The sequence below is a fragment of the Actinoplanes sp. NPDC089786 genome (assembly GCF_040684855.1).
Taxonomy (GTDB): domain Bacteria; phylum Actinomycetota; class Actinomycetes; order Mycobacteriales; family Micromonosporaceae; genus Actinoplanes.
On sequence record NZ_JBFBGU010000001.1, the window covers coordinates 1,475,615 to 1,498,753 of the forward strand.

Below are 23,139 nucleotides of genomic sequence, written 5' to 3' on the forward strand. Positions count from 1 at the left end.
GTGCTCTTTGGTGTCCTGGTGATCCAGGCGGGCGCTCGGCGTGCACATCCCCCAAGGCCCGGGCGCCCGCCGCCACTTTCCGGCTCAACCGAGGGGATTACCCAGATGGACTCCACCGCCGATTTCCGGCTCCTCGAACAGACCCTGTTCGAGGTCAAGAAGGTGATCGTCGGGCAGGACCGGCTGGTCGAGCGGCTCATGACAGCGCTGCTCGCGGGCGGCCACTGCCTGCTGGAAGGCGTGCCCGGCGTGGCCAAGACGCTGGCCGCGGAAACCCTGGCGGTGGCCGTGGGCGGCTCCTTCCACCGCATCCAGTTCACCCCCGACCTGGTGCCCTCGGACATCCTGGGCACCCGGATCTACCGGGCCTCCAAGGAGTCGTTCGACGTGGAGCTCGGCCCGGTGATGGCCAACCTGGTCCTGGCTGACGAGATCAACCGGGCGCCGGCCAAGGTGCAGTCGGCGCTGCTCGAGGTGATGGCCGAGGGTCACGTGTCGATCGGCGGCCGGACGCACCCGACGCCGCGGCCGTTCCTGGTGCTGGCCACCCAGAACCCGATCGAGAGCGAGGGCGTCTACCAGCTGCCCGAGGCGCAGCGGGACCGGTTCCTGATGCGGGTCGTGGTGGACTACCCGACCGACCAGGACGAGCTGGGCATCCTCTACCGGATGGGCCAGGGCCGCCCGGTGGCGCATCCGGTCCTCGACCCCGACCGGCTGCTCGGCCTCCAGGCGCGGGCGCAGGCGGTCTTCGTGCACCACGCGCTGGCCGAATACGTGGTGCGGCTCGTCCTCGCCACCCGCGACCCGGCCCGCTTCGGCCTGTCCGAGATCAAGGACCAGCTGGCGTACGGAGCCAGCCCGCGAGCGACCCTCGGCCTGGTCGCCGGCGGCCGCGCGCTGGCCCTGCTCCGCGGCCGGGACTACGTGCTGCCCAACGACATCCAGGACATCGCGGTCGACGTGCTGGCACATCGGCTGGTGCTGTCCTTCGACGCGGTCGCCGACGGGATCGCGGCCGAGTCGCTGGTCCGCCGGATCCTCGAGGTCGTCCCGCTGCCGACCATCGCGCCGCAGCAGGAGCAGCACGGCCCGGGCCTGGGGGTGGCGGCGTGAACGAGGGCGCCTCGCTCAACGATCTCGCCCCCGAGCGCCGGCTGCGCCGCCTCGAACTCGCGGTCACCCGGCGCCTCGACGGGCTGCTGCACGGCCGGCACCTCGGCCTGCTGCCCGGCCTGGGCAGCGAACCGGCCGCCAGCCGGGAGTACCGGCCCGGCGAGGACGAGGTGCGCCGGATGGACTGGGCGGTCACCGCGCGCACCACGGTCCCGCACGTCCGCACGGTCGAGGCCGATCGCGAACTGGCCACCTGGGTGCTGGTCGACGCCTCGCCCAGCATGGACTTCGGCACCGCGGCCCTGGAGAAGCGCGAGCTGGCGACCGCGTCGGTCGCCGCGGTCGGCTTCCTCACCTCGGGACTCGGCAACCGGCTGGGTGCGCACGTGCTCGGCCCGTTCGGGGTACGGCGCTATCCGGCGCGTACCGGGCGTACCCATCTGCTCGGGATCTTGCGGACTCTGCTGGCCATTCCGCGCGGGGCGCCGGAGCTCGACCCCACCGGGCTGGCCGACGCGGTCGAGGGGCTGCATCGCGCGGTCCGCCGCCGGGGGCTGGTCGTGGTGGTCAGCGACTTCCTCGACGGGCTCGACCAGGACGGCCTGGGCGACGCGGCGCCGCGGTGGGAGCGGCCCCTGCGCCGGCTCACCGCCCGCCACCAGGTGCTCGCCGTGCAGGTCACCGATCCGCGGGAACGCGAACTGCCGGACGTCGGCATCCTCACCCTGGTCGACCCGGAGACCGGCCGGCGGCGCGAGGTGTCGACCGCCGGGCGCCGGCTGCGTGAGCGGTACGCCGCCGCGGCCCGGCAGCAGCAGGACACGATCACCGCCGCGATCCGCCGGGCCGGCGCCACCCACCTTCCCCTTCGGACGGACGGCGACTGGGTCGCCGACATCGTCCGCCACGTCCACGCCCAACGCCGGCTGACCCGTGCGGCCCGCCGGCCCGCCGTCTCGGGAGGATCGGCATGACCTGGGAGTCGCCGCAGCGTCTGTGGCTGCTGGCCGCGGTCGCCGCGCTCGCCGTCGCGTACCTCGTGATGCAGCGCCGGCGCAGCCGCTACGCCGTCCGCTTCACCAACCTCAAGTTGCTCGACCGGGTCGCCCCGAAGCGGCCCGCCTGGCGCCGGCACGTCCCGGCCGGCCTCTTCCTGGCCATGCTCGGCCTGCTCGTGGTCGGCTTCGCCCGGCCCACCGCGGAGGTCCAGGTGCCCCGCGAACGGGCCACCGTGCTGGTCGCGGTGGACGTGTCCCGGTCGATGCTGGCCGACGACGTGGCGCCCGACCGCCTCTCCGCCGCGAAGGCCGCGGCCAACGAGTTCGTGACCAACCTGCCGTCGGAATTCAATGTCGGGCTGGTCGGATTCGCCGGCAGCGCCTCGGTGTTCGTGCCGCCGGTGACCGATCGCGCGGCGGTGACCGCGGGGATCGACCGGCTGTCGGAGGGCGCGGCGGGACGCGCGGGTACGGCCATCGGCGACGCGATCGCGACGTCGCTGGACCAGATCCGGACCATGGACGCCTCGGCCTCCGAGGACACGCCACCGGCCCGGGTGGTGGTGCTCTCGGACGGCGCCAACACCTCCGGTCAGGACCCGGACCAGGCCGCGCAGCTCGCGAGTGAGCTGGGCGTACCGGTCGACGCGATCTCCTTCGGGACGCCGGCCGGAACCATCCAGGGCTCGCAGCCGGTGCCGGTCGACGGCGAGACGTTGCAGGCCGTGGCCCAGGCCACCGGTGGTCAGTACTTCGAGGCGGCCAGCGCCGACGAGTTGCGGGCCGCGTACGCGGACATCGAATCCTCGGTCGGCTACGAGACCGAGCGGCAGGACGTGTCCGCGCGCTTCATCGGGATCGGGCTGGCACTGGCCGTGCTCGCCGCGATCGCCTCCATGTTCTGGTTCGCACGAATTCCCTGAGGGGCATCTCATGTCAGGTCTGGGTGGAGAACCACGCGGTCCCCAGTTCGTCTCACCGATTCTGTCCTCGCCACACTCGGCGTCGTCGCCGCTCCACGCGGCCCCCACGCGCCGCTGGCCGTTGATCGCGGCGGCCGGTGTCGTGGTGATCGCGGTCGCCGCGAGCTCCGGCGGCGTCGCCGGCTTCTACGCCGGGGAGGCCGCCACCGGGCCGGCGGACTCACCGGCCGCCGAAGCCGCGGCGCCGCCGGCTCCGGGCGTACCCGCCGATCTTGTCGCGGCCGCGGCCCGAGCCCTCCCCGGCGTGGTCTCCGTGCAGATCCGCACCTCCGCCGGAGGCGGCTCGGGATCCGGCTTCGTCCTCGACGGCAACGGCCACATCGTCACCAACAACCACGTCGTCGCGGCGGCCGGGCGCAACGGCACGGTCACCGTGGTCGGCTCGGACGGGCGCCGGCTCACCGCCGAGGTGATCGGCACCGACCCGAACAGCGACATCGCGGTGCTCCGGGTCGAGCCGACGGCCGCGATGCGGGCGCTCGACCTGGCCGCGTCCGGCAGCACCCGGGTCGGCGAACCGGTGCTCGCCGTCGGCTCGCCGCTCGGCCTGTCCGGCTCGGTCACCGCCGGGATCGTCAGCGCGCTCGACCGTGAGGTACGCCTCGGCGGCAACGCCCGGCGGACCGCGGTGCAGACCGACGCCGCCATCAACCCCGGCAATTCGGGCGGGCCGCTGGTCAACGTCCGCGGCGAGGTGGTCGGGGTGAACACGGCCATCGCGACGCTGGAGGGCGGCGGGAACATCGGCATCGGGTTCGCCGTGCCCATCGACGAGGCCCGTGAAGTGGCGGCTTCCCTGATCGGGCGGGGATAGTCGATAGATGAGGTTGCTGGTGGTGGAGGACGAGGAAGACCTGGCCGAGGGCCTGCGCGTCGGGCTCTCCCGGGCCGGCTACGCGGTGGATGTCGCGCTGGACGCGGCCGAGTCGTACGAGTTGCTGACCGTCAACGCGTACGACCTGATGCTGCTCGACATCAACCTGCCCGACGGCGACGGCTTCGCGTTGTGCCGCGCGCTGCGCACCGGCGTGCTGGGTACGCCCGGCGAAGGCGACCTGCGGGTGCTGATGCTCACCGCCCGGGGCCGGATCGACGACCGGGTCCGCGGCCTCGACGAGGGCGCCGACGACTACCTGGTCAAGCCGTTCGCCCTGGCCGAGTTGCTGGCCCGGATCCGGGCGCTGCTGCGGCGCGACACCAACGGCGCCTCCGCCGTCCTCACCGTCGGACCGCTGCGCCTGGACGCGGCCCGGCACCTCGCCACCCTCGGCGAGAAGTCGCTGTCGCCGACCCCCAAGGAGTTCGGCGTCCTGGAATACCTGATGACCCGCCCCGGCCACGTGGTCTCCAGCGAGGAGTTGCTGGAGCACGTCTGGGACGCCAACGCCGACCCGTTCACCCAGACCGTCCGGGTGACCGTCGGCACGTTGCGGCGCAAGCTCGGCGAGGGCTGGATCGAGACCGTCGTCGGGCGCGGATACCGGTTGCGCGAGGCCACCTGATGTTCCGGTCCATCAGGTTCCGGCTCACCGTCCTCTACTCGACGCTGCTCTTCGCCCTGGCCGGGGCCGCGCTGGCGATCACCTACTTCGCCGTGGCGCAGACCACCTCGCCCCAGCCGATCACCGAACGGCAGGCCAAGGTGTACGGCCAGGGCGGCCGGATCATCGACAAGATCACCGTGGCCGAGGTCAGCGAGATCGAGGCCGCGGTGAACTACAACACGCTGGAGAACCTGCGGAACTACTCGCTGATCGCGCTGGGCGGCCTGTTCGTGGCCAGCCTGGGCATCGGCTGGGTGCTGTCCGGGCGGGCGCTGCGGCCGGTCGGCGCGATCTCCCGGGCGGCCCGTGAGATCCAGGCCACCGACCTGTCCCGCCGCATCCGGCTGACCGGCCCGCGCGACGAACTGCGCGACCTGGCCGACACCATCGACTCGATGCTCGACCGCCTGGACGACGCGTTCCAGGCGCAGCGCCAGCTGATCGACGACGCGTCGCACGAGCTGCGCAGCCCGCTGGCGATCATCCGCACCAACCTGGACGCTTCCCTGGTCGAGGAATCCACACCCGCCGACCGCGACCGGGCCGTGGCGGTGATCGACCGCGCGACCACCCGGATGTCCCGCCTCGTCGAAGACCTGCTGGCCACCGCGAGGCGCGAGGCCCACTCCGAGTCCGACACCGACGTCGACCTGTCGGTGGTGGCGCGCGAGGCCGGCGAGGAGTCGGGCGCCGACCCGTGGCGGTTGCGTTATGACCTGGCGTCGTCGCTGCACCTGATCGGCGACCCGGATGCTTTGCGCCGGGCCGCGGGCAACCTGCTGTCCAACGCGATCCGGCTGGCGCCCGGGCACAGCGTCGTGACGATCGCCACCGGGCAGGTGGAGTCGTGGCTGTGGCTGGCCGTCATCGACCAGGGGCCGGGGATCGCCGAGAAGGACCTGCACCGGGTCTTCGACCGTTTCTGGCGAGGGTCGTCGTCCTCGCCCGCTTCGACTCCGTCGTCTTCCGGGCCTTCGTCGGCTGAGCTGAATCAGCCGGTTGTCCTGAGTGCTGACAAGCCGCGTGCCCGGGAACGCCGGACCGGGCTCGGACTGGCCATCGTCCGCCAGATCGTCGAGTCGCACGGCGGCCAGGTGATGGCCTATTCGACGCTGGGGACCGGCAGCACCTTCGTGATCTGGCTCCCGGAAGCCGACCGCACCAGCAACGACTCGCCGCCGGCCACCAGCCCATGGCCCCGGGCCGCCGACGGCTGAGGCGCTGTCTCCGGGCTGTTCGCGCCGCATCGAAAAATCGGGTTTGCGCGCGCCGCCACCTCCCCCACCCCTTCCACTGGGTGGGCGGTGAATGTAGCGCGCGGGTCCGACGTTTTCGGGTCGTTGTCCACAGGCCGGTGGGGGACGATCTTGGTGGCGGGACCCGGGTTCAGGTGCGATGCTGGGGCGCGTGCCTGATGACGTCCGTGTGAGTGATCGCTTGACGATCCCGGCTGCGGAGTTGTCGTGGCGGTTCTCACGGTCCAGCGGCCCCGGCGGGCAGGGCGTCAACACGACCGATTCGCGGGTCGAGCTGTCGTGGGATCTCGGCGGGTCCGAGATGCTGCCGCCGGCCGTCAAGGAGCGCGCCGCGGAACAGCTGGGGAACCGGCTCGTTCACGGGGTGCTGACGGTCACCGCGTCGGAGCATCGGTCGCAGCTTCGCAATCGGGAGGCCGCCGCGGCCCGGCTGGCGGGTCTGGTCGCCGGGGCGATCGCGCCGCCGCCTCGGGCCCGGCGGGCCACCCGGCCGTCCCGCGGGTCGGTGGAACGCCGGATCGCCGAGAAGAAGCGGCGGGGCCAGACCAAGCGCAACCGGCGCGCCGACCCCGACTGATCCAGACCCTCTAAAGGTTGTTGTGTGGCGCGACCGCCAGGCGGTTGGCCTTGGCGGCGGCGGGGCCCAGCAACTCGTCGCAGACGCGGATCAGGCGGGCGCGCAGGCCGGCCGCGCGCCGGGCGAACTCGCGCTGGCGGGCGATGTATTCGGCCTTGCCCTCGGGGGTCTCGATCTTGACGGGGGGATGGCCGTAGCTGGTCAGGTCGTAGGGGGACGCCTGCATGTCGAGCAGGCGGATGTCGGCGGCCAGGGCGAAACAGTCGAGCGCGAGGGCGCCGGGGACGGCGGGGCCGAGCTTCGACGCCCACTTGTGGCAGTCCATCGCGGCGTGCAGGCAACCGGGCTGGTCGAGGTCGATCTGGGTGGCCCGGGTCGGCTGAAGGCGGTTCAGGCCGACCGCCTCGGGGGTGAAGAAGCGGAACGCGTCGAAGTGGGTGCAGCGGATCGGGTGGCGCTCGACGACCTCGTCGGTGGCGGCCTGGCCGAGGCGCAGCGGCAGCGGGTGGCGCAGTTCGGGCTGGCGGTAGACCATCGCCCATTCGTGCAGGCCGAAGCAGCCGGTGAAGACGGGGCGGGACGCGGTCGCGGTCAGCAGGCCGTGGATGTAGCGGACGCTCTCGCCGCGGGCCAGCATGAACGCCTTCGTGTCCAAGGTCACCACACCGTCGGTGTACGTGCGGTACCACTTCCAGCCGGCGTGCGGCGGGTCGGCGCCGGGGCCGGGGGACAGGCCGCTGCCGACGCCGGGGTGCCAGCGGCGCAGCTGGGCCGGGCGGGTGCCGTAGTAGTCGTACAGGAAATCCTCGATCGCGTGCTTCTCGCCGCGGGCCTTGCGGGCGCGATGGCCGGCCGTCATCTGGTCGGCGCGCTCGGCGTGTGCCTGGGCAAGGGGCACCCACGTCTGCGGCGGCAGCGTGGTGGTGAGCACCCAGCCAGCGTAGCCACCGGAGGCGCGTAGGTTGAGGAGGCGTACAGGCTTTCGAGGGATGGGGTAATCGGTGCGTTTTGCTCGCTTTGTGCATGCCGGCGGGGTCTCGTTCGGGGTGGTCGAAGGATCCGACACGGGCCTCACCGTCGCCGAGATCGGCAGCCTGCCGTTCGAGGAGGTGCGCTTCACGGGCCAACGCTGGGCCCTGCCCGACGTCCGGCTGCTCGCGCCGATCTTCTCCAGCAAGGTGATCGGCGTCGGCCGCAACTACGCCGATCACGCCAAGGAACTCGGCAACGAGGTGCCCAAGGAGCCGCTGATCTTCATCAAGCCGTCCACCACGGTGATCGGCCCGAACGACGCGATCCGGCTGCCCGGGGTGTCCAAGCAGGTCGAGCACGAGGCCGAGCTGGCCGTGGTGATCGGCGCGACCGGCGCCCGCCGGGTCGACCGGACCGGCGCCGAGAAGGCGATCTTCGGCTACACCGTCGGCAACGACGTGACGGCTCGTGACCTGCAGCGGTCCGACCCACAGTGGACCCGGGCCAAGGGTTTCGACTCGTTCTGCCCGCTCGGCCCGTGGATCGTGACCGGCCTCGACGTCAGCGACCTGGAGGTGCGCTGCGAGGTGGGCCGCAACCCGGACGCGATGGAGGTACGCCAGCTCGGGCGGACCAAGGACATGATCTTCGACGTGCCGACGCTGGTGTCCTACGTCTCCCACGTGATGACGCTGCTGCCCGGCGACGTGATCCTCACCGGCACGCCGGCCGGGGTCAGCACCATCGAGGCCGGCGACACCGTGTCGTGCACGATCCAGGGCATCGGCTCGATCAACAACCCGGTGGTCACGCTGGACTGATCCCGTCGAGGATCAAGGTCAGGCCATACGTGTACGCGGCATCCGCCTGCTCGTCCGGGCCGTCGGTGAACCGGCCGGCGTTCCACAGGGCGGTCATGGTCGGATGCCGCTCCACGTCGAACCAGTCCTCCCACAGCTGGGCCCGGTGGAGCCACCACTCGTCGGTGGACTCGCCGCTGGCCCGGCGCAGCAGCTCGTTCTCGGCCACGCCGCGAGCCGCGCCGGTGACGAACATCTGGATCGTGACCGCGGCGGTGTTCCGCGTCTCGTCCAGGAATGGCAGGCAGGACAGCACGTACTCACGCTCGGCCAGCATGCCCGGCCCGATCGGCGGCCGGATCTGGGAGACCTGGGCCAGCCAGGGATGTGCGGCGTACATCGCTCGGGTCAGCTCAGCGTAGAGCAGCACCTGGTCGCGCCAGTGGACCGGCCGTGGATCGTCCGGGCCGGGCAGGTCGCGGCTCAGCAGGACCTCGTCGATCATCAGGTCGACCAGGTCGTCGTGGGACGGGACGTAGCTGTAGAGGGTCATCGTGCCGACGTTCAGGTCGGTGGCCAGCCGCGCCATCGACGTCGCCTCGAGCCCGTCCCCGTCGGCCCGTTTGACCGCGGCTTTCACGACCGCGTCCACGGTGAGCTTCGGCGGCCGGCCGGTGCGTGCCGGGCTGGTACGCCGCCAGAGCAGCGGCAGGATCCGATCGGGGTCGCTTCTTCCGCTGAACTCGGGCATAGTTTCCGTATGGTATACGAAAACGCCAGGATCCTGGTCACCGGGGCCACCGGCAACGTCGGGCGGCTCGTCGTCGACGCCCTGCTGGCCCGCGGCGCGCGTGATGTGCGTGCCCTGACGGTGAACCCCGCCCGCGCCGCGCTGCCGTCCGGCGTCGAGGTGGTCACGGGCTATCTGGGGCGGCCCGCGTCGTTGCCCGCGGCGCTGGACGGCGTCGACCGGCTCTACCTGGCGCCGCTGCCCGCCACGGCCGCCGAGGTGTGCTCGATGGCGGCCGCCGCCGGGGTGTCCCACATCGTCGACCTGGCGGGCGAGAAGGGTGGGCCCTGGCAGGTCGTCGAGGATGCCGTGGAGGCCTGCGGCGTGCCCTGGACCCATCTCGAGCCCGGCGAGTTCATGACCAACACCGGTGTGTGGGCGGCGCAGATCACCGCGGGCGACGAGGTACGCGACACCTGCGGCGATGTGGTCAACGCCCCGATCGCCCTGGAGGACATCGCCGAGATCGCCGCCAAGGTTCTGCTGGAGGACGGGCACGCCGGCCGGTCGTACTACCTGACCGGCCCCGAGGCGGTCAGCCGGCGCGAGAAGGTGACCGCCCTCGGTGCCGCCCTCGGGCGCGAGCTGACCTTCGTGGATCTGCCCCGCGACGCCGGCGTCGAGCAGCTGTCCCTGGTCATGGGCGAGCACGCGGAGTGGTACGTGAACGGGCTGGAATCCCTCGCCGAGTATCCGCAGGCGGTCGACCCGGCGGCCGCGGAACTGCTGGGCCGCCCGGGGATGACGCTCGCGGAATGGGCCCGTCGTCACGCCGATCTGTTCCGACCTGCGGAAATCGCCGGACGGTAACCCGATTTGGCGGGCACCATGGGCTCGGGTAGAGTTCTGTCCCGGCACGGTAAGCCGTGCTGATGGGGTATGGGGTAATTGGCAGCCCGACTGGTTCTGGTCCAGTTAGTCTAGGTTCGAGTCCTGGTACCCCAGCGCAAGACGTTCCCGCGAGGGGCGCCGGTGCTGGATCTGATAGGTTCTACACCGTCGTTCGGAGCGTGAACGGCAGTCCTGGCCCCGTCGTCTAGCGGCCTAGGACGCCGCCCTCTCAAGGCGGTAGCGAGGGTTCGAATCCCTTCGGGGCTACACAGTGGTTCGGTCCGCGGTCACGATGACCGCGGGCCGTTTTGCTTTGCTGGGCCGGACCGGGCCGGGCCGGCCGGTGCGACAGTGGGTCCCATGAGTCGGATCGATGTGCGGCGGGTGGACTTCGGCTACTTCGTGCGGCCGGGTTCGGAGACGGCCGACGGCGCCGCCCGCGTGGAGCCCGTGCTGGGCTATCTGATCGCCCATCCGGACGGGCTGCTGCTGGTCGACAGCGGCATGGGCACCCACCCGTGGGTCGAGGGCCACTACCGCCCGGCCCGCGTCGAGCTGCCGTCCGCGCTGGCCCGCGCCGGCGTGACCCTCGACGACATCGGCTACGTCACCAACTGCCATTTGCACTTCGACCACTGCGGCGGCAACCCGCTCCTGCCCGGCCGTCCGGTCTTCACCCAGCGGGCCGAGCTCGACCTGGCCCGCAACGTCGAGGACCACACCCTGCCCGAACTGGTGGATCCACCCGGCCTGACCCACGTCGAACTCGACGGCGAGACCGAGATCCGGCCCGGCGTGCACATCATCCCGACCCCGGGCCACACGGCCGGCCACCAGTCGGTCGTGGTGCGCCAGGACGACGGTTCGGTGATCGTGGCCGGCCAGAGCCACGACAACGCTTCGCTGTTCACCTACGACGCTCTGGGCGCCCGTGTGGGCGAAGGCTCGCCTCCGCCGTGGATCGCCCGGCTGCTCGACTTCGATCCGAGGCGCATCGTCTTCGCCCACGACAACGCCGAGTGGACGCCGTGACCGATGACCTGGCGACGACCTTGCGGATCGACGGTGACGCCGCGCATTTCGTGGTCACCACGGCCGACCCGGTCGGCCGGGAACGGCTTCTCCACATGGGCTGGCAGGCGATCGGCGACGGCGTCTTCGACCGGGTCCTGTCGGCCCGCGGGGATGTCGCTCGCATCCACGCCACCTTCGGCCGCCACCTCCGCCAGATGGTGCGGCAGAGCGCGCGCCTCGAACCCGTCCGGTGGGAGATCGCCCTCGAGGAATTCCTCGGCCGGGTCGACGGCACGGGACTTCACTGGTGGCTCTACGGCAGCGGCGCTCTTGCCGTCCGGGGGATCACGGTCGAGCCCGGCGATCTCGACTTCGCCGTCGACGACGCGCAGCACGCCGGGCGGATCTTCGAGGACCTGCTCGTCGAACCGGTCACCGGGCCGCTGGACTGGGTCGCCCGGTGGATCGGCCGGGCCTTTCACGGCGCGCTCTTCGAGTGGTCGGCCGAGGCGGTCGCGGAACCGCCGAACGAGTTCGGGGACTGGGCGGCGCGACGGCTGGAGGTCGTCGAGTGGCGTGGGCGCCGGATCGCGGTGCCACGGCTCGAGGTTCAGCTCGAGGTGGCCCGACGACGTGGGCTGACCGGGACGGTGGCGGCGATCGAAGGGGCGATGCGTCAGGGGCCCGGCGGCGCGGGCTGACCGGGACGGGTGGGGGCGATCGAAGGGGCGATGCGTCAGGGGCCCGGCGGCGCGGGCTGACCGGGACGGGTGGGGGCGATCGAAGGGGCGATGCGTCAGAGGCCGCTCAGTCGTTGACCCGCACGGACCACGGCCATCGCGTGGCGTTCGCCGGGGCGGCGGCCCAGCCGTTCGATCGGACCGCTTATCGAGATGGAGGCGATGACCCGGCCCGTCCGGTCGCGGATCGGGGCGGAAACGCTGGCCACACCGGCCTCCCGCTCGGCGACGCTCTGCGCCCAGCCGCGGCGGCGGACCTCGGCCAGCGTCCGGCCGGTGAACTTGCACCGGGGCAGCAACGGCATCACGGCCTCGGGTGGCTCCCAGGCCAGCAGGATCTGGGCGGCCGAGCCGGCGGTCATCGGCAGCACCGAGCCGACCGGAACGGTGTCGCGCAGGCCGCTCGCCCGCTCGGCCGCGGCGACGCAGATGCGTTCGTCGGCACGGCGCAGGTAGAGCTGTGCACTCTCCCCGGTCGCGTCCCGCAATGCGGACAACAGCGGCTCGGCGGCGGTCAGCAGAACGTCGGGCGCGGCGTTCGCGAGCTCACCGAGACGGGGCCCGGGACGCCACCGGCCCTGGGTGTCGCGGACCAGCATCCGGTGGATCTCCAACGCCTGGGCCAGGCGATGTGCTGTTGCCCGGGGCAATTTCGTCCGGTCGACGAGTTCGGCCAGGCTGGCGCCGTCGACGCAGGCGGCGAGGATGACCACCGCCTTGTCGAGAACGCCGACACCGCTCATACTGTGTCCCACAAGCCGAAACATACCTCCCAGAATTTAGGATGTCCAGATGGTGGGAGTCACGCCAACACCTAAGCCGAGGACCCTGGCCGAGAAGGTCTGGGACGACCATGTCGTACGGTCCGCCGCGGGTGAGCCTGATCTGCTCTTCATCGACCTGCACCTGCTCCACGAGGTGACCAGCCCGCAGGCCTTCGACGGGCTGCGACAGGCGGAGCGGACGGTCCGGCGGGTCGACCTCACCCTGGCCACCGAGGACCACAACACTCCGACCGGCTACGACGACCCGGCCTTCAACACCCGCCGCGGCGACCTGCTGACGATCACCGACACCGTCTCCCGCACGCAGATCGAGACCCTCCGCAAGAACTGCGCCGAGTTCGGTGTGCAGATCCGCTCGCTCGGCAACACCGAGCAGGGCATCGTGCACGTGATCGGGCCGCAGCTGGGGCTCACCCAGCCGGGCATGACGATCGTGTGCGGCGACTCGCACACCGCGACCCACGGCGCGTTCGGCGCGCTCGCCTTCGGCATCGGCACCAGCGAGGTCGAGCACGTGCTGGCCACCCAGACGCTGCCGCAGTCGAAGCCGAAGACGATGGCCGTCACGGTCACCGGTGAGCTGCGGCCGGGGGTCACCGCCAAGGATCTGATCCTGGCGCTGATCACCCAGGTCGGCACCGGCGGTGGCAACGGGCACATCGTGGAGTACCGCGGCGAGGCCATCCGCAAGCTCTCCATGGAGGGCCGGATGACCATCTGCAACATGTCGATCGAGTGGGGCGCCAAGGCCGGCATGATCGCGCCCGACGAGACCACGTTCGCCTACCTCGAGGGCAAGCACCACGCGCCGCGGGGCGCCGAGTGGGACGCCGCGGTCGAGTACTGGACCTCGCTGGCCACCGACGAGGACGCCGAGTACGACACCGAGGTGATCCTGGACGCGTCGGCGATCAGCCCGTTCGTCACCTGGGGCACGAACCCGGGACAGGGCGCGGCCCTCGACGGCGCGGTGCCCGACCCGGAGGACTTCGTCGACGAGGTCGAGCGCAACGCGGCCCGGCGGGCGCTGGAATACATGGCCCTGGAGCCCGGCACGAACCTCAAGGACGTCCCGGTGGACGTGGTCTTCGTCGGCTCCTGCACCAACGGCCGGCTGGAAGACCTGCGGGCCGCGGCCGAGGTGCTGCGCGGGCATCAGGTGCACCAGGACGTACGCATGATGATCGTGCCCGGGTCCTACCAGGTGCGCGAGGCGGCCGAGGCCGAGGGACTGGACAAGGTCTTCACCGAGGCCGGTGCCGAGTGGCGGTTCGCGGGCTGTTCCATGTGTCTGGGCATGAACCCGGACACGCTCAGCCCCGGCGAGCGGGCCGCCTCCACCTCCAACCGCAACTTCGAGGGCCGGCAGGGCAAGGGCGGGCGTACCCATCTGGTCTCGCCCCAGGTCGCCGCCGCCACCGCCGTGACCGGCAGACTCGCCGCCCCCGCCGACCTGGAGAGCTGATCGAGATGGACAAGTTCACGACCCACGACGGCACCGTGATGCCGCTGCGCCGCTCTGATGTGGACACCGACCAGATCATCCCGGCGGTCTACCTCAAGCGGGTGACCCGGACCGGGTTCGAGGACGGGCTGTTCCGGGCCTGGCGCGACGACCCGTCGTTCGTCCTGAACAACGAGGCCTACGCCGGCGCCACGATCCTGGTGGCCGGGCCCAACTTCGGCACCGGCTCGTCCCGGCAGCACGCCGTCTGGGCGTTGCGCGACTGGGGCTTCAAGGTCGTCATCGCCCCGCGCTTCGGCGACATCTTCCGCGGCAACGCCCTCAAGGAGGGTCTGCTGCCGGTGCAGCTGGAGCTGAAAGCTGTGGAAGCCCTGTGGGAGATGGCCGCGAGCGAGCCGCGGAAGCAGATCAAGGTCGACCTGGGCGCCCGCGAGGTGCGCGTGGACGATGCCGTCTGGACCTTCCCGATCGACGATTTCAGCCGCTGGCGGCTGATGGAGGGCCTCGACGACATCGGACTGACCCTGCGACACGAGGAAGCCATTACCTCGTACGAGAAAACTCGCCCTGCTTTCAAACCGGTCACCGTCTAGGCCGAAAACCCTAGTCAGAACCCACTTTTCGCCCCTGCCGGGCTCTCCGGCGGGGGCGATTTCCTTGTGACACAACGATTTTTTTTATGCAGATGTTTGTGTCTGCTGGTCAGAGGGCATACGGTGCGGCCAGAATGGCTCGCATTGGGCCGATGATGCTTGTTCACGACTGTGGAGGCCAAGTGCACCACGAAACCTGGCGAGCGCCGAGGTGTGTTGTGAGCAGACATCAGTTCTCACGATCGGGAGGAAAACCGTGAACAAGGCCGAGCTCATCGAGGCGCTCGCCGCCCGACTGGGGGACCGGAAAACAGCGACAGCAGCGCTGGATGCGGTCATCAGTGAGGTGGAGAACGCCGTCACCAAGGGCGACCGGGTGGCCATCACCGGCTTCGGTGTCTTCGAGAAGCGTGCGCGTAACGCGCGTACCGCACGCAATCCGCGCACCGGCGAACCGGTGAAAGTGAAGAAGACATCCGTGCCTGCCTTCAAGCCCGGCACCGCTTTCCGGGAGATGGTCGCCAGCGGCAAGGTCGCCAAGGCGGCCGTGGCGAAGAAGACGACCGCGGCGGCGAAGTCCACCGCGGCGGCGAAGTCGACCGCCACCAAGGCGGCGCCGGCCAAGACGGCGGCGGCGGCGACCAAGGCCACCGCGGCCAAGAAGACGGCCACGAAGGCCACCGCGACCAAGACGGCCGCGGCGAAGAAGACGACGGCCACGGCGGCGCGGAAGACCGCCGCCACGAAGGCCGCCCCGACCAAGGCAGCCGCGGCCAAGACGGCCGCGGCCAAGAAGACGACGGCCTCGGCGCCGGCCAAGAAGACGGCCGCCACCAAGGCTGCCCCGGCCACCAAGACGGCCGCGGCGAAGAAGACGACGACCGCCACCAAGGCGGCTCCGGCCAAGAAGGCGACCACCGCCACCAAGGCCACGGCGGCAAAGTCGGCGCCGGCCAAGAAGGCGACCGCCACCAAGTCGGCGCCGGCCAAGAAGACGGCGGCCAAGAAGACCACGGCCGCCACCACCCGCACCACGCCGGCCGCCAAGGCCACGACGGCGCGGGCCACCACCGCTCGCAAGACCGCCAAGTAAGGGGTCTGAGCGCTCCGCTGGGAAACGAAAGGCGTCCACCCGTACGGTGGACGCCTTTCGTGTGTTCGAGCGCTGAGCGGGCGGCTCAGCCTACCGTCCGGGCATGGACCGCAGACCGGGCTCGCCGCGCGGGCTCACCAGCCGCTCGCTCGTCGCCGTCGCCGTCTTCGCCGCCGGGGTCGTCCCCGGGTGGACCCTCGGCGACCTGATCGAACGCTGGACCGGCAACGCGTTGCTGGACTGGCTGATGACCTGTGCCTGGGCCGCCGCCGCGGTCGCGGCCCTGGCCCCGCACACGTCCTACCGCCGGCGGGACGCCTGGCTGGGGCTGGTGCCGCTGGCCGGCTGGTACCTGATCGCGCTGATGGCGTGGCGGGTGGCGTTGCTGCCCTATCGGGACTGGGAGCCGCGCGCCGACGAGATGTGGCGGGTGCGCTGGCTCACCGGCGAGATGGTCGGTTACTGGCGCACCGACCTGGCCCCGGCCCCACGGCAGCGGCGGAAGGTCAGAGCACCGGGCTGATCAGAGCATCGGGCTGATCAGAGCATCGGGCTGATCAGAGCATCGGGCTGATCGCGGCGACGCGGTCCCCGGCCCAGGCGATCGCCCAGCCACCACCCTTGCGGGTGCGGTACTGATCCGGGTCGTCCGCGCCGGCCAGCGCGGCCAGCACGTGGGGCATGACCTTGCCCTGGCTGCAGATCGCGGTGGTCGGGCCGGACCGCAGTTCGGCCAGCCGGGTCAGCGACTGCTTGACCCGGGCCGGGATCTCGGACTTCTCGGCCGGCTCGGCGAACGCGGGGTCGGTCACGATCGGCAGGCCGAGCTTGCCGGCCAGCGGCTCCAAGGTCTGCTTGCACCGCAGCGGGGTGGCCGCGACCAGCCGCCGCGGACCGAAGTGGCCGAGCACCTCGGCGATCCGGGCGGCCTCACCCTGGCCCTGCTCGTCGATCGGGCGGAGCGCGTCGTTGCCCTGCCACTTCTTGCGTTCGCCGGCGTGCGCGTGCCGGACCAGCAGGGTGACGCCGGTCAGTTGCCCGGCGATCGCCGCCGGGCCGAGCAGGTCGCGGTCGGCCGGGTAGCTGAGCCGCTCGGCCGCCTCGGCCGGTGACAGCCAGGCGATCTCGTCCACCTCGTCGGGGTCGGCGACCGGGAGGACCGGGTCGTCGGTGGCCCGCATCAGCCAGAACTCCACCTGCTTGCGGCGGCCGTCGGGCAGCGCGTACGTCACGTCGGGCAGCCGGAGCAGCGGCTCACCGCGTACCCCCGTCTCTTCCGCCACCTCACGCACCGCGGCCGTGAGTGACAGCTCATCGGCCTCGAGCTTGCCTTTGGGCAGGCTCCAGTCGTCGTACTGGGGACGGTGCACCACGCACACCTGAGGGCCACGCCAGAGGACGGCGCCGGCCGCCCGGACAACGTCGGTCACGATCAGGAGGCTTTCCCGATGACCCGGCGCAGTAACGCCTCCTGCAGGTGCATGTGTGGTCCGGTGGGGCTCGTCGGGCGGCGGTGCCAGGTGCCGTCGCCGGCCAGGTCCCAGCCCTCGCCCTCGTCGGCCATGGACAGCTCGAGGACGTGGCGCAGATCATCCTGCGCGGACGGCAGCGTCACCCGGACCAGCGCCTCGACGCGGCGGTCGAGGTTGCGGTGCATCAGGTCGGCCGAGCCGATCCAGTATTCGGCGTCGTCGCCGACGCCGAACCGGAAGACCCGCGAGTGTTCCAGGAAGCGGCCGACGATCGAGCGCACCCGGATGTTGTCGGAGAGGCCGGGCACGCCGGGGCGCAGCGCGCACATGCCGCGGATGATCAGGTCGACCTTCACGCCGTCCTGCGAGGCGCGGTAGAGGGCGTCGATGCTCTCCTCGTCGACCAGCGAGTTCACCTTGAACTGGACCAGCGCCTCGCCACCCTCGCGGGCGATCCGGGCCTGCTCCTCGATCCGCTCGACCAGGCCCCGGCGTACGCCGTGCGGCGCCACGAGCAGGCGCCGGAACGCGGTCTGCCGGCTGTAGCCGGTCAGCACGTTGAACAGGTCGGTGACGTCGGCGCCGACCTCGGGATCGGCCGTCAGCATGCCGAAGTCCTCGTACAGCCGCGCGGTCTTGGGGTGGTAGTTGCCCGTGCCGATGTGGCAGTAGCGCTTGATCTGGTTGCCCTCCTGCCTCACCACCAGGGCGGTCTTGCAGTGGGTCTTGAGCCCGACGAGGCCGTAGACCACGTGGCAGCCGGCGCGTTCCAGGGTGCGCGCCCAGCCGATGTTGGCCACCTCGTCGAAGCGGGCCTTCACCTCGACCAGCACGACCACCTGCTTGCCGGCGGCGGCGGCGTCGACCAGCGCGTCGACGATCGGCGAGTCGCCCGAGGTGCGGTAGAGGGTCTGCTTGATGGCCAGCACGTTGGGGTCGGCGGCGGCCTGCTCGATGAAGCGCTGCACGCTGGTCGAGAACGAGTGGTAGGGGTGGTGCACCAGGATGTCGCACTCGCGCAGCCGGTTGAAGACGCTGCGCGGCACCTCGCCGTCGGCCAGTTGCGGGTGGGTGGCCGGGACGAACGGGCGGTCCTTCAGATCGTCGCGGTCGCACTCGCCGAACACCTGCCACAGCCCGGAGAGGTCGAGCAGGCCGGGCACCCGGAGCACGTCGTTGCCGTCCATGTCGAGCTCGCGCTGGAGCAGGTCGAGCACGTGATCGCTGATCGAGGCGGCGACCTCGAGCCGCACCGGCGGGCCGAACCGGCGCTGGGCCAGCTCGCGTTCGAGGGCCTGCAGCAGGTCTTCGTCGCGGTCCTCGTCGACCTCGACCTCGGCGTTGCGGGTGACCCGGAACAGGTGCCACTCGAGCACCTGCATGCCCGAGAACAGCTGGTCGAGGTGGACGGCGATGAGCTCCTCGACGGGCAGGAACCGGGCGCCACGGCTGTCGTTCTGCACGGTCACGAAGCGCGGCACGTTGTTCGGCACCTTGACCCGGGCGAACAGCTCGGTGCTGCCCTCGCCCGGGTCGCGCAGCACGACCGCGAGGTTGAGCGACCGGCTCGAGATGTACGGGAACGGGTGGGCCGGGTCGACCGCCAGCGGCGTGAGCACCGGGAAGATCTGCTCGCGGAAGTAGGTGCGCAGCCGTTCCCGCTCGGGCGCGTCGAGCTCGCCCCAGCTGACCAGCTCGATGCTCTCGGCCGACAGCTTCGGCCGGACCTCCTCGGCGAAGCAGGCGGCGTGCCGGCTGACCAGGTCGGCGGCCCGCTCGGTGATCATCTCGAGCTGGTGGCGCAGGGAGACCCGGTCACCGCCGCGCATCGGCAGGCCGGCGCTCAGCCGCCGCTTCAGCCCGGCCACCCGGACCATGTAGAACTCGTCGAGGTTGCCGGCGAAGATGGCCAGGAACTTGGCCCGCTCGAGCAGGTGGGTGCCCGGGTCCTCGGCCAGCGCGAGCACGCGGGCGTTGAAGTCGAGCCAGGACAGTTCCCGATTGAGGAACCGGTCTTCCGGCAGCTCGTACCGCTCGGTCTCGATCTCGGCGTCGGTCTCGTCCGTCGGCCGGGTGTCGGTCACAGCGGGCGCCTCCTCGGCAAGGTCTCGGGAAAGGAAGCGACCGTTCGGTCCCCGCCGCGGGGGCACGGTGGGCACAGGTGTCCGGGGCGGGTTTTGCATCGCTCCATCATCGCCCGTTCGTGGTTAACGGGGAATGAACAACATCAAGATCAATTGGGGTCGATCCCGGGTATCGAGACGCTGGTCACCCCTCCTGCGGGGGACACGCCGATCACCACCCGCTGGCCCAGCCGGAGCAGGCGCAAACCGGACGCGGCGAACGCCTCCGGCCCGAACTCCAGCTCAGTGCCGTCATCGAGCAGCAACGTCCCGGAATGCGCGTCGGGGTGGAAAGTGGCGATCGTGCCCTGCATGCCCCTGAAACTACCGCTACCTAGGCGGCCGGGAGGCATGAAGAGGTGAGTCCGAGATCACGCAGCAGCCCGCACGTCTGCGGGCCGGCGCCCAGCGCCAGGACCGCACGCAGGTCGTCCGCGGTGTCCACGTCCTGCCGCAGCCCCGGCCAGTCACCGGTCAGCGCGGTCGCCCCCGAGCCCGCGTGCGCCGCCGCCGACCCGCCGCCGAACCGAGGATCAAGATCACGTCCCTGGTGTACGCCGAGGAGCACGGTCCCGGTGCCGGCCGCGTCGGCCACGAACGCCCGGCCCGCGATCGACCGCAGCGCCTCACCCAGCTCGGCCGGACGCAGCGCGGGCAGATCGCCGGCCATCGCCACCCGGTTGCGGCCCGGCCCGGCCACCACGTCGGCGCCGAACCGGAAGGCCGCGTTCAGCCCGGCGTCCGGCTCGTCCGGCACCGGCCGGGCGCCCAGCTCGCGGACGATCCGGGCGGCTTCCGGGTCGTCGGTCACGACCAGCAGCTCGGCCACCTCGGCGCAGGTCAGCACCGCCGCGACCGTGTCGGCCAGCATGGCCAGGGCCAGGTCCTGGTGCCGGGCGGCGGGCACCGCGCCCCGCAGCCGGCTCTTGGCCAGGCCCAGCCGCTTCACCGGGATGACGGCAGTCCACGCGTCGCTCACCCCACCATCCTGCCGCGCCGCTCCGCTCCGAGCACCTGAGCCCGCCTTGCTCTGAGCACAGATGTGCATCAGCGGACGCGGCAGACCCCGCCCTGGCTGGTTTGGCGCGATGCGAGCAGGCATGATTTCGTCGCAAGCGACCGGCGTGGGCGCGGTGGAAGGAACAGGAGGGGTCGTGGCGATCCGCAGGCTGGGGTTCTGGCGGCGGCTGGCGGTGGCCATCGTGCTGCCGGTGCTCAAGGTCATGACCAGGAAGACCTGGCACGGCGCGGCGAACCTGCCGCCGGCCGGCGGGGCGATCCTGGTGGCCAACCACGCGTCGCACTTCGACCCGCTGATCGTCTCGTACTTCCTCTACGACCACGGCCGCTGGCCGCGGTTCCTGGCCAAGGCCAGCCTGTGGAAGGTGCCGCTGTTCGGCCCGTTCCTGCGGAAGGTCAAGCAGGTCCCGGTGGAACGCGGCAGTGTGGAGGCGGTGAAGAGCCTGGACGCGCTGCTCGACGCGTTGCGGGACGAGGGCACCGTGGTGATCTACCCCGAGGGCACCACCTCCAAGGAACCCGACCTGTGGCCGATGCGCGGCAAGACCGGCGCCGCCCGGCTCGCCCTGCGCACCGACGCGCCGGTGATCCCGCTGGCCCAGTGGGGGGCGTACCAGATCTTCGACTCGCGAACCGGCAAGATCTCGCTGCGCCCGCGCCGCGCCGTCAGCGCCGTCGCCGGCCCGCCGATCGACCTGAGCAAGTGGCGCGGCCAGGAGCCGACCAAGCAGGTGCTCGAGGAGATCACCGAACACATCATGCTGACCATCCGCGACCTGCTGGCCCAGATCCGCGAGGGCGAGGCGCCGCCGCTCTACCAGCCCGCCGCCCGCCGGAAGACCCCGCCGGAGGTGGCGCCGTGACCCGCGCCGCGATGATCGGCGCCGGGGCCTGGGGCACCGCGTTCGCCAAGATCCTGGCCGAGGCCGGCGCCCAGGTGACCATGTGGGCCCGGCGCGAGCAGGTCGCCGCCGCGATCCGCGATCAGCACGTCAACGAGGGCTCGCTGCCCGGCGTCCGGCTGCCCGACCGGGTCACCGCCACCAGCGACCTGGCCGCCGCCGTGGCCGGCGCCGAGCTGGTCTTCCTGGCCGTGCCGTCGCAGACGCTGCGCGGCAACCTGGCCGACTGGGCGCCCCACCTGCCCGCCGACAGCACCCTCATCTCCCTGATGAAGGGCATCGAGCTGGGCACCACCAAGCGGATGAGCCAGGTGATCGTGGAGACCGCGAAGGTCGACCCGCGGCGGGTGGTGGTCGTCTCCGGGCCCAACCTGGCGCCGGAGATCGCCGCCGAGCAGCCGGCCGCCACGGTCGTCGCCGGCACGGACCCGGCGCGCGCGCAGGCCGTCCAGCACGCCATCGCGTTGCCGTACCTCCGGCCGTACACCAGCGACGACGTCATCGGGTGCGAGATCGGCGGCGCGGTCAAGAACGTGATCGCGCTGGCCTACGGGATGGCCTCGGCGATGGGCATGGGCGACAACACCAAGGCCTCGCTGATCACCCGCGGGCTGGCCGAGACCGCCCGGCTGGGCGTGGCCCTGGGCGCCGACCCGATGACCTTCGCCGGGCTGGCCGGGCTGGGCGACCTGGTCGCCACCTGCTCGTCGCCGCTGTCCCGCAACCACACCTTCGGCGAGCACCTGGGCCGCGGCGAGACCCTGGAGCAGGCGCAGAAGGCGACCCGGCAGACCGCCGAGGGCGTGAAGAGCTGCCTGGCCATCCGTGACCTGGCGGTCGCGCACGGGGTGGAGATGCCGATCACCGAGCAGGTCGAGCGGGTCTGCCACGAGGGCGTCGACCCGCGGGTGGCGGTCAAGCTGCTGATGGGCCGGGAGATGAAGCCGGAATGAGCGGGGACGGCACACAGGCGGTACACGCGGGGCTGCCCGATCCGGTGCCGGGCCAGCCCTTCCTGCCCGGCCCGGTGTTCGCGGCGCCCTACCACCTCGACCCCGACGCGGGGCCGGGGCAGAACGGCTACGGGCGGCCGGACAACCCGACGCGGCGCGGTCTGGAGGCGGCCATCGGGTCGCTGGAGGGCGGCCAGGTGCGGGCGTTCGCGTCCGGGCAGGCGGCGATCACCGCGCTGCTGCTGGGCGTGCTGCGCACCGGTGACACGGTCGCGTTGCCCGCCGACGGCTACTTCCCGGTGCGGGCGTTCGCCGAGGGGACGCTGCGTGGCCTGGGCGTCAGCACGATCCTGGTGCCGACCGCCGGCCCATATCCGGCGCTCACCGGCGTACGCCTCGTGTTGATCGAAACCCCGGCCAACCCCGGCCTGGACGTCTGTGACGTGCGGGCCATGGCCGACGCGGCGCATGCCGCCGGCGCCCTGCTCGCGGTGGACAACACCACCGCGACACCGCTCGGGCAGCGGCCGCTCGACCTCGGCGCCGACGTGGTCGTGGCGTCCGGCACCAAGGCCCTGACCGGGCATTCCGACGTGCTGCTGGGCTACGTCGCCACCGGCGACGAAGGGCTGCTGGAGAAGATCACCACCTGGCGTACGCAGACCGGCGGCATCCCCGGCGCCTTCGACTGCTGGCTCGCCCACCGGTCGCTGGCCACGCTCGACCTGCGGCTGGCCCGGCAGACGGCGAACGCGGGCGCGGTCGCGGCGATGCTGAGCGCGCGGGACGACGTGACCGGGGTGCGCTGGCCGGGGCTGCCCGACGACCCGTCGTTCGAGATCGCCTCCCGGCAGATGCGCCGCATCCCCGGCGTGGTGTCGTTCGACCTGGGTAGCGCGTCGCGGGTGGCGGATTTCCTGAAGAGGTCGAAGCTGGTGTTCGCGGCCACGTCGTTCGGTGGGCTGCACACCACCGCCGACCGGCGCGCCCAGTGGGGCGACGACACCGCCGAGGGCTTCGTCCGGCTTTCCTGCGGCATCGAGGACACCGACGACCTGCTCGCCGACCTCGCCGCCGCCCTGGCCTGAGAAACATCTAGTAGGAGGCTCAAC

24 protein-coding genes, 2 tRNA genes and 1 pseudogene are annotated in these 23,139 nt (G+C 71.7%); 20 read left to right on the forward strand and 7 right to left on the reverse strand.

Going from position 1 to position 23,139, the window contains the following annotated elements; genetic code table 11:
- Positions 1 to 138: 138 nt before the first annotated feature.
- From AB0O15_RS07130 to arfB, 7 genes and pseudogenes are all read left to right on the forward strand, one after another.
- Positions 139 to 1,116, forward strand: a pseudogene (locus tag AB0O15_RS07130) (MoxR family ATPase); the annotation flags it as partial.
- Positions 1,113 to 2,090 carry a DUF58 domain-containing protein gene (locus AB0O15_RS07135; RefSeq protein WP_364315164.1) on the forward strand — a complete coding sequence of 326 codons (978 nt, stop codon included), beginning with the start codon at positions 1,113 to 1,115 and terminating at the stop codon, positions 2,088 to 2,090. The pseudogene AB0O15_RS07130 and the gene AB0O15_RS07135, both read left to right, overlap by 4 nt.
- Positions 2,087 to 3,037 (forward strand): VWA domain-containing protein, encoded by a 951-nt coding sequence (locus AB0O15_RS07140; protein ID WP_364315167.1) that lies wholly within the window; start codon positions 2,087 to 2,089, stop codon positions 3,035 to 3,037. The genes AB0O15_RS07135 and AB0O15_RS07140 overlap by 4 nt, the downstream gene beginning before the upstream one ends.
- 10 nt (positions 3,038 to 3,047) lie before the next feature.
- Entirely contained in the window at positions 3,048 to 3,911 is an 864-nt protein-coding gene (locus AB0O15_RS07145) for a trypsin-like peptidase domain-containing protein (protein WP_364315169.1), read from the forward strand.
- Between the two features lie 7 nt (positions 3,912 to 3,918).
- Positions 3,919 to 4,599 carry a response regulator transcription factor gene (locus AB0O15_RS07150; protein WP_364315172.1) on the forward strand — a complete coding sequence of 227 codons (681 nt, stop codon included), beginning with the start codon at positions 3,919 to 3,921 and terminating at the stop codon, positions 4,597 to 4,599.
- Positions 4,599 to 5,858, forward strand: a complete 1,260-nt coding sequence (locus AB0O15_RS07155) for a HAMP domain-containing sensor histidine kinase (protein WP_364315175.1) — start codon at positions 4,599 to 4,601, stop codon at positions 5,856 to 5,858. Before AB0O15_RS07150 ends, AB0O15_RS07155 begins: the two co-directional genes overlap by 1 nt.
- A 190-nt stretch (positions 5,859 to 6,048) precedes the next feature.
- Positions 6,049 to 6,474: an alternative ribosome rescue aminoacyl-tRNA hydrolase ArfB gene (gene arfB, locus AB0O15_RS07160; RefSeq protein WP_364315177.1), complete on the forward strand. Its 426-nt coding sequence runs from the start codon at positions 6,049 to 6,051 to the stop codon at positions 6,472 to 6,474.
- A gap of 10 nt (positions 6,475 to 6,484) precedes the next feature.
- Here the strand turns inward: arfB and AB0O15_RS07165 are convergent, their stop codons facing one another.
- The gene (locus tag AB0O15_RS07165) at positions 6,485 to 7,405 is read right to left on the reverse strand and encodes a 3-methyladenine DNA glycosylase (RefSeq protein WP_364315180.1); all 921 of its coding nucleotides are present in this window, start codon (positions 7,403 to 7,405) and stop codon (positions 6,485 to 6,487) included.
- A gap of 70 nt (positions 7,406 to 7,475) precedes the next feature.
- On the opposite strand from AB0O15_RS07165, the gene AB0O15_RS07170 reads away from it, so the two are divergent.
- Complete coding sequence (locus AB0O15_RS07170; protein WP_364315183.1) at positions 7,476 to 8,267, forward strand: fumarylacetoacetate hydrolase family protein; 792 nt, start codon at positions 7,476 to 7,478, stop codon at positions 8,265 to 8,267.
- Here AB0O15_RS07170 and AB0O15_RS07175 read toward each other — a convergent pair.
- The gene (locus AB0O15_RS07175) at positions 8,254 to 8,997 is read right to left on the reverse strand and encodes a TetR/AcrR family transcriptional regulator C-terminal domain-containing protein (protein WP_364315186.1); all 744 of its coding nucleotides are present in this window, start codon (positions 8,995 to 8,997) and stop codon (positions 8,254 to 8,256) included. The genes AB0O15_RS07170 and AB0O15_RS07175 overlap by 14 nt on opposite strands.
- Before the next feature lie 9 nt (positions 8,998 to 9,006).
- Between AB0O15_RS07175 and AB0O15_RS07180 the strand changes: the two genes are divergently transcribed.
- The 5 genes from AB0O15_RS07180 (at position 9,007) to AB0O15_RS07200 (ending at position 11,582) form a co-directional block, all read left to right on the forward strand.
- Positions 9,007 to 9,846: an NAD(P)H-binding protein gene (locus AB0O15_RS07180; protein ID WP_364315189.1), complete on the forward strand. Its 840-nt coding sequence runs from the start codon at positions 9,007 to 9,009 to the stop codon at positions 9,844 to 9,846.
- 63 nt (positions 9,847 to 9,909) lie between these two features.
- Positions 9,910 to 9,981, forward strand: a tRNA-Gln gene (locus AB0O15_RS07185).
- 80 nt (positions 9,982 to 10,061) lie between these two features.
- Positions 10,062 to 10,134: transfer RNA gene (locus tag AB0O15_RS07190), tRNA-Glu, on the forward strand.
- A gap of 93 nt (positions 10,135 to 10,227) precedes the next feature.
- Positions 10,228 to 10,899: an N-acyl homoserine lactonase family protein gene (locus AB0O15_RS07195; RefSeq protein ID WP_364315191.1), complete on the forward strand. Its 672-nt coding sequence runs from the start codon at positions 10,228 to 10,230 to the stop codon at positions 10,897 to 10,899.
- On the forward strand, positions 10,896 to 11,582 hold the full coding sequence (locus AB0O15_RS07200) for a hypothetical protein (RefSeq protein WP_364315193.1): 687 nt from the start codon (positions 10,896 to 10,898) through the stop codon (positions 11,580 to 11,582). The genes AB0O15_RS07195 and AB0O15_RS07200 overlap by 4 nt, the downstream gene beginning before the upstream one ends.
- A 95-nt stretch (positions 11,583 to 11,677) precedes the next feature.
- Here AB0O15_RS07200 and AB0O15_RS07205 read toward each other — a convergent pair whose 3' ends face one another.
- Positions 11,678 to 12,364 (reverse strand): IclR family transcriptional regulator, encoded by a 687-nt coding sequence (locus AB0O15_RS07205; protein WP_285682734.1) that lies wholly within the window; start codon positions 12,362 to 12,364, stop codon positions 11,678 to 11,680.
- Between the two features lie 49 nt (positions 12,365 to 12,413).
- Here AB0O15_RS07205 and leuC point away from each other — a divergent pair, with 49 nt between their 5' ends.
- The 4 genes from leuC (at position 12,414) to AB0O15_RS07225 (ending at position 16,080) form a co-directional block, all read left to right on the forward strand.
- Positions 12,414 to 13,871, forward strand: a complete 1,458-nt coding sequence (gene leuC / locus AB0O15_RS07210; RefSeq protein ID WP_364315196.1) for a 3-isopropylmalate dehydratase large subunit — start codon at positions 12,414 to 12,416, stop codon at positions 13,869 to 13,871.
- 5 nt (positions 13,872 to 13,876) lie between these two features.
- Complete coding sequence (gene leuD / locus AB0O15_RS07215; protein WP_364315199.1) at positions 13,877 to 14,464, forward strand: 3-isopropylmalate dehydratase small subunit; 588 nt, start codon at positions 13,877 to 13,879, stop codon at positions 14,462 to 14,464.
- A gap of 256 nt (positions 14,465 to 14,720) precedes the next feature.
- Positions 14,721 to 15,557, forward strand: coding sequence for an HU family DNA-binding protein (locus AB0O15_RS07220; RefSeq protein ID WP_364315201.1), 837 nt, complete (start codon positions 14,721 to 14,723; stop codon positions 15,555 to 15,557).
- Positions 15,558 to 15,660: 103 nt separating this feature from the next.
- Positions 15,661 to 16,080: a hypothetical protein gene (locus tag AB0O15_RS07225; protein ID WP_364315204.1), complete on the forward strand. Its 420-nt coding sequence runs from the start codon at positions 15,661 to 15,663 to the stop codon at positions 16,078 to 16,080.
- Positions 16,081 to 16,114: 34 nt separating this feature from the next.
- Here the strand turns inward: AB0O15_RS07225 and AB0O15_RS07230 are convergent, their stop codons facing one another.
- The 4 genes from AB0O15_RS07230 to cofC are packed head-to-tail and all read right to left on the reverse strand — an operon-like array spanning position 16,115 to position 20,131.
- Complete coding sequence (locus AB0O15_RS07230; RefSeq protein ID WP_364315207.1) at positions 16,115 to 16,987, reverse strand: NUDIX hydrolase; 873 nt, start codon at positions 16,985 to 16,987, stop codon at positions 16,115 to 16,117.
- Between the two features lie 2 nt (positions 16,988 to 16,989).
- Complete coding sequence (locus AB0O15_RS07235; protein ID WP_364315208.1) at positions 16,990 to 19,212, reverse strand: RNA degradosome polyphosphate kinase; 2,223 nt, start codon at positions 19,210 to 19,212, stop codon at positions 16,990 to 16,992.
- Positions 19,213 to 19,262: 50 nt separating this feature from the next.
- Positions 19,263 to 19,466: a cold-shock protein gene (locus AB0O15_RS07240; RefSeq protein WP_364315211.1), complete on the reverse strand. Its 204-nt coding sequence runs from the start codon at positions 19,464 to 19,466 to the stop codon at positions 19,263 to 19,265.
- A gap of 20 nt (positions 19,467 to 19,486) precedes the next feature.
- Positions 19,487 to 20,131: a 2-phospho-L-lactate guanylyltransferase gene (gene cofC, locus AB0O15_RS07245; RefSeq protein ID WP_364315214.1), complete on the reverse strand. Its 645-nt coding sequence runs from the start codon at positions 20,129 to 20,131 to the stop codon at positions 19,487 to 19,489.
- Between the two features lie 175 nt (positions 20,132 to 20,306).
- On the opposite strand from cofC, the gene AB0O15_RS07250 reads away from it, so the two are divergent.
- From AB0O15_RS07250 to AB0O15_RS07260, 3 genes are read left to right on the forward strand one after another with little or no spacing between them, the layout of a single operon-like run.
- Complete coding sequence (locus AB0O15_RS07250) at positions 20,307 to 21,035, forward strand: lysophospholipid acyltransferase family protein (RefSeq protein ID WP_364315217.1); 729 nt, start codon at positions 20,307 to 20,309, stop codon at positions 21,033 to 21,035.
- An 11-nt stretch (positions 21,036 to 21,046) separates the two neighbouring features.
- Positions 21,047 to 22,027, forward strand: coding sequence for an NAD(P)H-dependent glycerol-3-phosphate dehydrogenase (locus AB0O15_RS07255; RefSeq protein ID WP_364317107.1), 981 nt, complete (start codon positions 21,047 to 21,049; stop codon positions 22,025 to 22,027).
- Positions 22,024 to 23,115: a cystathionine gamma-lyase gene (locus AB0O15_RS07260; RefSeq protein ID WP_364315219.1), complete on the forward strand. Its 1,092-nt coding sequence runs from the start codon at positions 22,024 to 22,026 to the stop codon at positions 23,113 to 23,115. The genes AB0O15_RS07255 and AB0O15_RS07260 overlap by 4 nt, the downstream gene beginning before the upstream one ends.
- Positions 23,116 to 23,139 lie beyond the last annotated feature (24 nt).